Annotated in this window: 11 protein-coding genes; 4 read left to right on the top strand and 7 right to left on the bottom strand. The window is 44.9% G+C overall.

All coding sequences use genetic code 11. The features are described 5' to 3' along the window. The first annotated feature begins 46 nt into the window (after positions 1-46). The 4 genes from mscL to C8D73_RS02485 all read left to right on the top strand — a co-directional run bounded on the left by mscL (position 47) and on the right by C8D73_RS02485 (position 4217). Positions 47-478, top strand: coding sequence for a large-conductance mechanosensitive channel protein MscL (gene mscL, locus C8D73_RS02470; RefSeq protein ID WP_113077200.1), 432 nt, complete (start codon positions 47-49; stop codon positions 476-478). Between the two features lie 150 nt (positions 479-628). Further along, positions 629-1849 carry a tyrosine--tRNA ligase gene (gene tyrS, locus C8D73_RS02475; RefSeq protein ID WP_021718863.1) on the top strand — a complete coding sequence of 407 codons (1221 nt, stop codon included), beginning with the start codon at positions 629-631 and terminating at the stop codon, positions 1847-1849. 81 nt (positions 1850-1930) lie between these two features. Then, entirely contained in the window at positions 1931-3259 is a 1329-nt protein-coding gene (gene brnQ / locus C8D73_RS02480) for a branched-chain amino acid transport system II carrier protein (protein WP_113077201.1), read from the top strand. 112 nt (positions 3260-3371) lie between these two features. Beyond that, positions 3372-4217, top strand: a complete 846-nt coding sequence (locus tag C8D73_RS02485) for an alpha/beta fold hydrolase (protein WP_046430141.1) — start codon at positions 3372-3374, stop codon at positions 4215-4217. 45 nt (positions 4218-4262) lie between these two features. Here C8D73_RS02485 and C8D73_RS02490 read toward each other — a convergent pair whose 3' ends face one another. The 7 genes from C8D73_RS02490 to C8D73_RS02520 all read right to left on the bottom strand — a co-directional run bounded on the left by C8D73_RS02490 (position 4263) and on the right by C8D73_RS02520 (position 11246). Further along, positions 4263-4727 carry a low molecular weight protein-tyrosine-phosphatase gene (locus C8D73_RS02490; RefSeq protein ID WP_113077202.1) on the bottom strand — a complete coding sequence of 155 codons (465 nt, stop codon included), beginning with the start codon at positions 4725-4727 and terminating at the stop codon, positions 4263-4265. 166 nt (positions 4728-4893) lie between these two features. Then, entirely contained in the window at positions 4894-6096 is a 1203-nt protein-coding gene (dpaL, locus tag C8D73_RS02495) for a diaminopropionate ammonia-lyase (RefSeq protein ID WP_113077203.1), read from the bottom strand. A gap of 238 nt (positions 6097-6334) precedes the next feature. Then, on the bottom strand, positions 6335-6820 hold the full coding sequence (locus C8D73_RS02500; protein WP_021718868.1) for an N-acetyltransferase: 486 nt from the start codon (positions 6818-6820) through the stop codon (positions 6335-6337). Positions 6821-6887: 67 nt separating this feature from the next. Then, the gene (nuoB, locus tag C8D73_RS02505) at positions 6888-7610 is read right to left on the bottom strand and encodes an NADH-quinone oxidoreductase subunit NuoB (protein ID WP_021718869.1); all 723 of its coding nucleotides are present in this window, start codon (positions 7608-7610) and stop codon (positions 6888-6890) included. A 12-nt stretch (positions 7611-7622) separates the two neighbouring features. After that, the gene (locus tag C8D73_RS02510; RefSeq protein ID WP_113077204.1) at positions 7623-9122 is read right to left on the bottom strand and encodes a hydrogenase large subunit; all 1500 of its coding nucleotides are present in this window, start codon (positions 9120-9122) and stop codon (positions 7623-7625) included. Beyond that, entirely contained in the window at positions 9122-10609 is a 1488-nt protein-coding gene (locus C8D73_RS02515; RefSeq protein WP_021718871.1) for a proton-conducting transporter transmembrane domain-containing protein, read from the bottom strand. Before C8D73_RS02515 ends, C8D73_RS02510 begins: the two co-directional genes overlap by 1 nt. Positions 10610-10613: 4 nt before the next feature. Then, positions 10614-11246: a hydrogenase gene (locus tag C8D73_RS02520; protein ID WP_249033570.1), complete on the bottom strand. Its 633-nt coding sequence runs from the start codon at positions 11244-11246 to the stop codon at positions 10614-10616. Positions 11247-11250: the final 4 nt, after the last annotated feature.

Consider the following 11250-nt stretch of genomic DNA (forward strand, 5'->3'; position numbering starts at 1 on the left):
GCGAATATATATAAAATATTTTGAATTTATGATGGGAGTTGTTAATATGTCTTTTTTTGAAGAGTTTAAAAAATTTGCTATGCGCGGAAATGTTATCGATCTGGCAGTCGGCGTTGTTATCGGCGGCGCCTTCGGCAAAATAACATCGTCTTTAGTAGATAATATTATTATGCCCCCTTTGAGTCTCTTATTTGGCAAAGTGGATTTTTCCGGACTATTCATCAGCCTGAACGGACAGCATTACGATACTTTAAAGGCTGCTCAGGATGCACATGCCCCTATTTTAGCCTACGGTCTTTTTATAAATACTATCGTTAATTTCCTGATCATTGCTTTTGCTATTTTTGTACTGATCAAACAAATCAACAGGCTTACGCCTCCGCCGGCTCCGGCTCCAGAACCGCGTTTATGCCCCTTCTGCAAAACTGCAATCGCTGACGATGCGACCCGTTGCCCGCACTGTACTTCGCAATTATAAAAACAATTCATTTTTGTGCATCAAAGGCGCTTCTTTCAGGAAGCGTCTTTTCTTATTTGCGAAACCAGCCCATTCGTTGTATAATGTTTAGAAGATTTGCTTCTTCACTTTATCACGAGGAAGTTTCCAGTAATATTAGGAGGTTATTTCATGTCCGTTTATGACGTATTAAAGGAACGTGGTTTTTTAAAGCAACTCTCCCACGAAGATGAGATCAAAGAGCTGCTGGAAAAGGAAAAAATCACTTTTTATATTGGTTTCGACCCCACAGCCGACAGCCTGCATGTAGGTCATTTTATTGCTTTGATGGTTATGAGCCATATGCAGCGTGCCGGACATCGTCCAATCTGTCTTTTAGGAGGCGGGACCGGTATGGTTGGCGACCCCAGCGGCAAAGACGATATGCGTAAAATGCTGACTCCTGAATTTATCTCTCATAACATAGCCTGCTTTAAAAAACAGATGGCACGCTTTATCGATTTTTCTGAAGGCCAGGCTATTATGGTCAACAACGCCGACTGGCTGCTTGAACTGAATTATATCGAACTGCTGCGCGATGTCGGTGTACATTTCTCAGTAAACCGTATGCTGACAGCGGAATGCTTTAAAAAACGTTTGGAAAAAGGCCTGTCTTTCTTCGAATTCAACTATATGATCATGCAGTCTTATGACTTCCTGCAGCTGTTTAAAAAACACGGCTGTATCATGCAGCTCGGCGGTGATGACCAATGGTCCAATATGCTGGCCGGCGTTGAACTGATTCGCCGCAAAGAACAGAAACCAGCATACTGCATGACCTGTAAATTACTTACAACCAGCGATGGACGCAAAATGGGCAAAACAGAAAAAGGAGCCCTGTGGCTCGATCCAGAAAAGACTTCACCATATGATTTCTACCAATACTGGCGTAATATCGACGACAGCGACGTTGAAAACTGCCTGTCACTCCTTACCTTCCTGCCTATGGAAGAAGTACGCCGCTTAAGCTCCCTGCAGGATGCTGAGATCAACGAAGCAAAAAAAGTTCTGGCTTATGAGGTAACAAAGCTGGTACACGGAGAAGCTGAAGCTGAAAAAGCACAACAGGCTGCTGAAGCACTGTTTGGAGGAGGCGGCGCACTTACCGATGTCCCGACTATTGAAATCACTGCTGCTGACGCCGAAGGTAAAATAATTGATGTTTTGACCGCAGGTAAAATATTCAGCAGTAAACGTGAAGCCCGGCAAATGATCCAGCAAGGCGGACTTTATATTGGCGAAAATACAGTGTCCGATCCTGAGGCAAGCTTTGCGCCTTCAATGTTTGATGCAGAAAAAAGCCTGCTTATCCGTAAGGGTAAAAAGAAGTATTTCCGCCTCATCATCCAGTAATTTAAAGGCTGCCTGAGGGCAGCCTTTACTTAATAGTAGAATTATCAGAATTTTATATCTATTCACGATGGGAGACTTTTTATGAAACAGAACCTGACGTTTTGGGAAATCTTACCAGTAGGGTTGATGCTCTTTTCGTCCTTTTTCGGTGCCGGCAATCTAATCTTTCCACCGGCATTAGGCCAAGCCGCAGGCGACCATTTCTGGTCAGCTGCGATTGGCTTCTGCGTTACCGGCGTAGGTATGCCGCTTTTGGGTATTATTGCTATGGCACTAACTAAAAACGATAACCCCAATGCCCTGGCAGATCCTGTTCATCCGGACTTTGCCAAAATCATAGTTATGCTGGCAGTACTGACGATCGGCCCGTTGTTTGCGATTCCTCGTACAGGTGCGGTGTCTTATGACGTCGGTATCAGACCTTTTGTCCCTGAAGACTACTATACCGCAGGTTTGGCTATTTATTCGCTTTTCTTTTTCATCGTAACCTATGTCTTATCTATAAATCCATCTAAACTGGTAGACTGGCTTGGAAAAGTTTTAACGCCAATGCTGCTATTAAGTCTGGCTGTACTTATCATCAACGTTCTGCTTGCTCCAATGGGTCCTATGCAGCCGGCAACAGGCAGTTATATAAACCTTCCTTTTCTCAGCGGCTTTCAGGATGGTTATAACACAATGGATCTTCTGGCGACGCTTCTCTTCGGCGCAACCGTCATCAATGCCATTAAACTCAAGGGTATCACCGATGACCGTCTGCTGACAAAAATCTGTGTCTACTCCGGTTTGATCGCAGCATTTTTCCTAGCTCTTATTTATGTAGCATTGGCTTATACCGGCGCTACCAGCGTCAGCATTCTTGGAATCTCTCCTAACGGCGGTGTAGCTTTAGCTGATATCGCCAACTATTATCTTGGTGCGGCCGGCAATGTTGTTTTATGTCTAATGATCTTTTTTGCCTGTCTGACCACAAGTATTGGCCTGACAGCTTCTGCAGCCTCTTATTTTACCAAAGTAACACACGAACAGGTCCAATACCAGAGGTTTGTAGTGGCGATCTGTGTTTTCAGCTTTGCTGTTTCCAACGTTGGTCTGACTAATATCATCTCTTTTTCGATACCTATTCTCTGCGCCCTTTATCCGATTATTATTGCTTTAGTTCTGCTGGGAGTAACCTCTAAGCTTTTCCATGGCGATAAGCGAGTTTATCGCTGCTGCCTGTTTTTTACAACTATTTTTGCCTTGCTGGATGGACTAAAGGCAGCAGGTATCAAACTTTCAGCCTTAGAAACCATACTTGGCAACACAATCCCCCTTTATGCCGACGGCTTCGGCTGGATCGTACCTTCAGTCTGTGGCGCTTTATTAGGATTGCTTTGGAAACTTCTGGTTCCAGCACAAACTAAATAATCCATTTTCAAATTTATGCGCAGTTTTTTTAACTGCGCATTTTTATTTCACAAATAAAACAGCATCTATCAAGCAGGAAAAGAGTTATAATAAAGAAAAGGAGTGTGATATTATGACACAGACGAACGGCTTTTTTACTACCTCAGACCAGGCGCATCTTTATTATGAAGTTCATGGTAAAGGCCAGCCACTTTTTCTTGTACATGGCTGGCAGTGTTCTTCCAGATTTTGGCAGCACAATATTCCAGAACTTTCCAAGCACTTTCAGGTAATAGTTATGGATAACCGCGGGCACGGCAAATCCTCCAAAGGTCTGCAGGGCCAAATCGTTGCCCGTTACGCACAGGATATCCGCGAACTTTCTGAATTTCTGGGTCTGAAAAATTTTATCCTCATGGGCTGGTCTTTAGGCGGACCTACAGTGCTTTCCTATTGGCAGCAATATAAAACCGACAGCAATCTGATCGGTCTGGGGCTGATAGATATGACGCCATTCCCTTTCAGTCCTGAGGAATGGAACAGTCAGGGTTTGCGCAACTACAATATGGAAGGGTTCAATGCACAGGTCAACCGATTGGTCAACGAACGGGAAGAATATTTTGAATTTTTTGCAAACGCAATTTTTAAAGACGGCAAACGACCAGCCGGCACAGACTGGGTAATTGAAGAATTCCGCAAGCTGCCGCCCTGGCTCTCAGCAGCCATCTACAGCGACTATATTGCAACAGATTTCACTAACGTTCTGCCAACAATAACTGTTCCCACGCTGGTCGTCAACGCCGACGGACCTGTTTTTGCCTGGGGAATCAAGCAGGGCACTTACCTGACGTCTCTAATCCCCAATGGTAAATTTGTAGCTTTTACAGAAAGCGGTCATATGCTCTTTTATGAAGAAGCAGAAAAATTCAATCAAACAGTCAGTGATTTTATCAAAGACTGTCTGCCCCAGAATGTTTAACTAAAAAAACAAAAGGCTCCCGAAAATTCGGGAGCCTTTAACTTTTTAAAATCGGCGCAAGTGCTTCAGCAATGCTGCGCATCCCGCTTTGATCTCCGCATACGTAATTTCAAAATCACCAGTATACCAGGGATCAGCAATGTCACGCGGCAACTCGGTAAAATCCAGCAGACGATGCACCTTTTCCTGCGGGTCACTGCCTATGATCCGCAGAATATTACTGATATTGGCACGATCCATACCCAAAATAAGATCATATTTTTCATAATCTTCTTTGGTAAGCTGCACAGCATATTTACCCGCCGCACTGATATGATCCTGCGCCAGTTTTTTACGTGTTTCCTGATGCACAGGATTACCTATTTCTTCCCTGCTTGTACCTGCCGATGCAATCACAAACCTGTCCGCAAGCCCTTCTTTTTTGATCATGTCCTTCAGCAAAAATTCTGCCATTGGCGAACGACAGATATTACCGTGACAAACAAACATGATACGATGAGTTCGTTCCATAAAACCTCCTCAAGTTCTGCAAAACAATGTAATAAGAACAATATTTTAACGCTGTCATATCAATAGTTTTTGATATGCAAAATGAATGATTATCTGCTTAGTAATCTGGCTGCTTTTATTATACTAAAGGCTGATAAAATTAGAAAGAAAAAACTTTATGTTTTATTTATTCTCTCCCCCATGCTCCGTCCCAAACGATACGACGATAATTTTCTTTATCAGTATCGCCTTCGGTATTGAAGCACAACACCACCGAGTTTTCGTCCAGCTGCAAGGCCTGTTTCAGATCACTTAAGCGCTCGTCGCGCATGGCTTCTGCCACCAGTCCCACGGTCGCCGCACCGCTTTCACCTGCACTGACTTTCGTATCACCCGCCAGCGGATTTCCCAAAATACGCATTCCCTGAGCAGCGGTATAATCAGGACAGCTGATAAAACCATCGCTCAAATTTCCAAGTATTTCCCAAGCAATACTGTTTGGCTCTCCACAGGCCAGTCCAGCCATAATCGTCTCAAGACGGCCTGTTACACTATGCAAGCTGCCGTCATTTGCCGCGGCTGTCTGATAAAGGCAATCTGCCCCTTTGGGTTCAACTATAAAAGTCAGCGGGCAGGAACTGCCATAAATATCAGCAAAAAATCCCTGTACAGAACCTGCCAAAGAGCCGACCCCGGCCTGCAAAAAGATATGCGTAGGCTTGACCGGCAGCTGCTCATACGCTTCCAAAGCCATTGTCATATAGCCCTGCATGATCCACAGAGGTATCCTTGTATACCCATCCCAAGCTGTATCCTGTACAATGATCCAGCCGTTTTTCTGTGCCAGCTCACTGGTATATCGTACTGTATCGTCATAGTTCATATCTGTGATTTCGGCCTGCGCACCTTCGGCACGAATATTGGCCAGACGTTCTGCCGCAGAGCCCTGAGGCATATAAACTATAGCCTGCTGCTTCAATCTGTTGGCTGTCCAGGCAACACCACGCCCATGATTACCGTCAGTAGTTGTAATAAATGTTTTGCTCCCCAACAAACTGCGCACCTCATCTGAGACCAGACGCATATAAGGTAAATCATCTATATCTTCACCTAATTCATTAGCGATATAACTACCAATAGCAAAACTGCCGCCCAGAACTTTAAAAGCATTGAGTCCAAAGCGATAGGATTCATCTTTGACAAAAAGGTTTTTGATACCCAAATGCTGCGCCAGACTGGTAAGTTCTATCAGCGGTGTTGGACTATACTCTTTGAAACTGCTGTGAAAACTCCGCACTCGACGTGCCTGCTGCTCAGTAAAAACTTCCGTTTTCGCTGCAATTTTCCGGTTGCGCTCACGCAGCACCCACTTAAACCTTGCTTTTTCCATAGTTTCCTCCCTGCACATCAGTTAACATTATAAAAAATGCCGCGACAGAAGTTACCATCACGACATTCTCATCATTTAACCAATATCAAATTCTGCCGCTCCGGCAGCCTATAATATGCAAACACAAATAGCAGTATTTATTCACCAAAAAGCCTTTATAATTATGTCGACTTCCTCCGGAAAATTCTGCATTCCTGTTCACCGCAGCACCTTCAGCTTGCAGCAAACGATACCTGATCTAGAACATTATGTCGCCGGGTTCATAATCAACGGTCGTTTTGACAAAGGCCAATTCGTTGCAATACGGATATTGCGGGCAATATACACATTCTTTCCAAACCTTCTGCGGGAGCTTTTCTTTCGCCGTTTCGATATAATCACATTTTGCAAAAAATCCCGGCTGATAAGTAAGGGTAAAGAACATCTTCACTCCGCGTTCAATGCCTTCAGCTTCCAGCAGTTCAACCATTTTTCGTCCAATCCCCTGTGTTTTACGTTCAGGATCAACAGCTAAAGAACGAATCTCAGCCAGACGATCCCAAACAAAGTGCAGTGCGCCGCAGCCAATCACATGATTGTTCTCAACGGCCACCACGTAATCGCGCAGATTTTCATAGATGGAATTACGCGAACGCGGCAGCATCAGGCCTTCGGCAGCATAATCATTGAGCAGTTTATGAAGCTTCTCTACATCATCAAAAGTAGCAGAGCGATAAATAACCATGGGCGCACTCCTTTCATTTTGTATTTTCTCAATATTACCATTATTGAGCCGTAAACACAATATATTTTTATAAGCGTTTTTTTAGCAAGTCGGCAGCCGCTGTCAAAGCAATAAGCATAGCCGACGGTCTTGGCGGACAGCCTGGCACAGCTATGTCTACCGGCAATACTTTATCCAATGCACCGACAATAGCATAGGTAGACCCATACGTTCCTCCGCTGGCAGCACAGGCACCACAGGCCATTACCAGCTTCGGTTCTTCCATTGCTTCATAAGTCATTTGCACTGCCTGCGCCAAATTACGTGTTACCACGCCTGTAACCATTATCATATCAGCATGTCGCGGTGAAGCCACAAAAGCAATACCAAAACGATGCAGATCATACAGCGGATTACTCAAAGCACCCATTTCAAAATCGCAGGCATTACAGCTGCCGGCATCCAAATGCCGTACATGCAGTGAACGCCCCAGCTTGGCCCTGATCTCTCGTTCTATGGTCATCTGTACATCTGTCAATATCTCCGGCAAAGTATCAATATCAGTATGCAGCAGCGCACCTGCAGCACACGCTTCTACACATTTACCGCAAAAAAGGCAGCGTTTATAATCCAATACTGGTTTGCCATCACACAGCGCAACAGCACCAGTCGGGCAAACAGCCGCACATTTTGCACAGCCATTACAGTCAGTTCCACAAGTCAGTTGTCCCCGCATTCTTGGAGCACCGCTGGTCGTTACATCTTCTGTTGTTATCTTATTGGCCAAAATCCCCTGTAACAATTTAAGCATTATTGTTCCTCCCTAACGATCCAGACAGGCATAGCATAATTCAAAGCTTTTATTGATCAGCGGAAAATCCGGAATAATATCTCCCTGCACAGCTATGGTAAGCGCCGGCCAGTTAGGATAGGAAGCTGAACGGATAAATAATCTTTCGATACATCCGTCTGCATCCAGCATCAGCCAATGCAGATTACTGCCACGTGCTGATTCGCTGATCCCCCAGCTGCCAGTCAGAGTTTTATACGCCAGTTCACCGCAATGCAGCTGCGAATCGTCTTGCTGCAACAGCTTCAATGCTTTTCTAATCAAAGTGATCGATTCGGCAACCTCACCCATCCGTACCTGCAGCCTGGCATAGACATCGCCGTCGGTTTTCGTAATTACATTAAAAGGCAATTCGGCATATAAACCATATGGCAGATCCCTGCGGCAATCACAGTCCACACCCGAAGCTCTGGCTCCAACTCCGACCAGCGCCAGGTCAAGCGCTACATTTTTACTGATAATACCAGTAGTTTTAGCACGATTCAAAAATCCGTCCTGCTCGGCAATGATCTGCACAATATCGTTGTATTCATTTTCAACTTTAGTTAAAGCAACTGTTAGTTCAGTGCATAAAGACTCAGTTAAATCATATTTTACACCGCCCGGAACTATCAGGCCACGCAGAAAACGATTGCCGGCTATCGCCTCATTACAGCGCAGCAGTATTTCCTTCAAGCGGCTGCCCATACTGATAACAGGCGCAAATCCGACTCCGGCACACATATTACCTGTATCGCCGATGTGATTATAAAGACGTTCCAACTCTGCAGCTATTGTACGGATAAGCCAGGCTCGCCTGGGTACATTCTGACCGGACAGCTTTTCCAGTGCCTGACAATACGACAAGGTATTGGCCACAGAACAGGCACCGCAAATCCGTTCTACAATCAGCAGTGCTTCCTCTGGAGTTTTACCTTCTACTGCTTTTTCGATTCCCCGATGAGTAAAAAACAACTTGGCATCTAACTGCAGAATAGCTTCACCGGCCTGGCTGAATCGAAAATGCCCCGGTTCAATGATACCTGCATGAATAGGACCGACAGGTACTTCGAACAGCCCATCGCCGTGCGAAACAGCCATTTCATACTTTCGCTCTCCACGCACATCAGCATCAATATCAACACATTTGCGCAGCGGATGAAAATCTTCAGGATAAGTTTCATGCAAAACCAACGGCCGCAGATCCGGATGATCATCCGGTATAAACCCGAACATATCATGCAGTTCACGTTCATACCAGGCAGCAGCCGGTAAAACAGGTGTTAATGCTGGATAATGAAGATCACTGCCTGCATCAAATTCAGCCTTTAAGATATCTATATCATGCTTTTCTTTATTTTCAAACAGACAGTAAACAGCATACCCGCCGCCGAAGCTGGTTTCATCGGCCCCGAACATTGCTGTCAGCGGATGCCTGCCACCGCGTGAACAAATATTAGCAGCCCCCCGCAGGCCTTCTGGTTTAACCTTCATCAAAATTGACCGCCTCCTACTATCCGTACCGCCTGAGCCAGCAGTTTTTCCAAATAAGGTATTTCACCGATTCCGGCACCTATGATGACGCTGCCTAAAAGCAGCGCTGCCAGAAACGGCGTATCCGCATGCTCAAGCAAGTCTCCGACAGGCTTTCGTTTAGCTTTATCACACAGCATTCGTAAGGCATGGTACAAAATACCGATCAGTATCCCGGCAAGCAGAACAATGATCACTATACCCAACAGATAGTGCCCGCTTAAAAACAAACTGTATAAAATATAAAATTTACTAAAAAACAAACCCAACGGCGGCATACCTAAAATTCCAATAATACCCAGAAGCCAAAACGTCGCAGTATGAGGTACATCACCGATCATTCCATGAATACGCATCATATTTTTAGTCTGATATTCCTGCACTATAGTACCAGCTATATAGAACAATACAAATTTGATCAGTGCATGATTAAACATATGCACTAAGGTCGCGCCAATAGAAAGCTGGCTGAAAACACCGATACCCGCTATCATCAGACCTATATTTTCCATTGAGGAATAAGCCAGCATACGCTTGATGTCGCGCTGCACTACTACAAACGGTACAGCTACAGCAATGGTCAGTGCCGCAAATGCCAGGCACAGCGTACTGATAAATTCTACACCTACAGTCGGTATCACAACTACTATGTTACGCAGCAATACATAAATAGCGCAGGTACATAAAGCTCCGGATAAAAGGCCGCTGGTCAGAGACGGAGCTTCTGAATAAGCATCAGGCAGCCATGTATGCATCGGAGCCATACCGATTTTAGTACCATAACCAATAAAAATAAATAAAAAAGCCAGCTTTGTCAGCGACGGGTTAAGAAGTTCTGCATGTTCGGTCAGCCACAGCCAGCTCAAAGCCTTTTCAGCCCCAAGTGCCGAAATCTGCGCATAATACAGGATCATTGTTCCCAAAAGTGCCAGACAAATACCAACAGTACAAACCATCACATATTTCCAGGTCGCTTCCAGAGCACTGCGGGTAAATTTAAATGATACCAGAAAAGCAGACACCAACGTTGTCGCCTCGATAGCGACCCACATCAATCCCAGATTTTTCACCATCAGTACCAGAAACATAGTCCAAACAAACATCTGGAACAAAGCATAATAACGGCCAATCAAACCAGGCGTACGGCTAAGATAGCCACGGCTGTGCTCGCGCAGCAGATATGACTTGGAAACCCATGCTGCCGCTACATATAAAGCTGTAATGATCAGTATTACCCAGACATTAAGCGCGTCCAGATAAACATATTCACTGTTAAAAGGCTGTGTTGGCGTAAAACTCTGTGCTAAAAGAATAACTGCAACGCCTACAGCAGCAGCAGTCAATCGATTAAGCCAGTGCAGCAAACTGCCGCTGCCTAAAACGCCGCTGATAGCTAAAGCCGCACAAACCACCGGCAAAGCAAAAATTATATAAATCAGCTCCAGCATCCCGTCACCCCTTCAGCTTTCTCAACACATTGGTATCTGTCGTCATAAACGACAAACGCAGACGGTTAGTCAGTATTACCAGTACCATGACAGCAATCAGCACGTCCAAAAAGATACCCATTTCTATAACCAGAGGCAGACCTTCCGTCATCGCCATCCCTAAAAGGTAAATGCCATTTTCCATTGTTATCAAGCCTACCATCTGCATAATAGCTCGGCTGCGCATAACGATCAACGTCAGACCAGTCAAAATCATTACGATGGAAAGCGCCAGAATATCGCGACCTTCCACTCCGGGCAGCATTTTATCAACAATAAGATAACTCAGAACCAGAAAAACTGCACTTGCGGCAGTTGAATAATTAACATTGATCTCTGAAATGAGCTCACGCTCATCAGCCAGCTTACTGACAAGCCGCAGCATTGCATAAGGCACTAAAAGGACTTTTACGATAATTGTCAGCAGTCCCGGAGCATAAATATGAATACCCTCGCCATGCGCAATACCGGAAATAAAGCAGGCAAGAGCAATAACAGCCGATTGAACACTAAGGCAGATGATTGCCTGGCGCAGGTCCATAATACGGGTCTGCAAAAAGACAACGAACAATAAGACGATTACCAAAAAATTCATCATACCC

This window comes from Phascolarctobacterium faecium DSM 14760 (genome assembly GCF_003269275.1).
GTDB lineage: Bacteria > Bacillota > Negativicutes > Acidaminococcales > Acidaminococcaceae > Phascolarctobacterium > Phascolarctobacterium faecium.

Bases quoted from the DNA above. Each gene is read 5' to 3' on its own strand.
- dpaL (WP_113077203.1), bottom strand. From the start codon at position 6,096: ATGGAAAAAGCAAGGTTTAAGTGGGTGCTGCGTGAGCGCAACCGGAAA.
- C8D73_RS02515 (WP_021718871.1), bottom strand. From the start codon at position 10,609: ATGCTGGAGCTGATTTATATAATTTTTGCTTTGCCGGTGGTTTGTGCG.
- C8D73_RS02520 (WP_249033570.1), bottom strand. From the start codon at position 11,246: ATGATGAATTTTTTGGTAATCGTCTTATTGTTCGTTGTCTTTTTGCAG.
- C8D73_RS02510 (WP_113077204.1), bottom strand. From the start codon at position 9,122: ATGAAGGTTAAACCAGAAGGCCTGCGGGGGGCTGCTAATATTTGTTCA.
- mscL (WP_113077200.1), top strand. From the start codon at position 47: ATGTCTTTTTTTGAAGAGTTTAAAAAATTTGCTATGCGCGGAAATGTT.
- tyrS (WP_021718863.1), top strand. From the start codon at position 629: ATGTCCGTTTATGACGTATTAAAGGAACGTGGTTTTTTAAAGCAACTC.
- C8D73_RS02490 (WP_113077202.1), bottom strand. From the start codon at position 4,727: ATGGAACGAACTCATCGTATCATGTTTGTTTGTCACGGTAATATCTGT.
- brnQ (WP_113077201.1), top strand. From the start codon at position 1,931: ATGAAACAGAACCTGACGTTTTGGGAAATCTTACCAGTAGGGTTGATG.
- C8D73_RS02485 (WP_046430141.1), top strand. From the start codon at position 3,372: ATGACACAGACGAACGGCTTTTTTACTACCTCAGACCAGGCGCATCTT.
- C8D73_RS02500 (WP_021718868.1), bottom strand. From the start codon at position 6,820: ATGGTTATTTATCGCTCTGCTACTTTTGATGATGTAGAGAAGCTTCAT.
- nuoB (WP_021718869.1), bottom strand. From the start codon at position 7,610: ATGCTTAAATTGTTACAGGGGATTTTGGCCAATAAGATAACAACAGAA.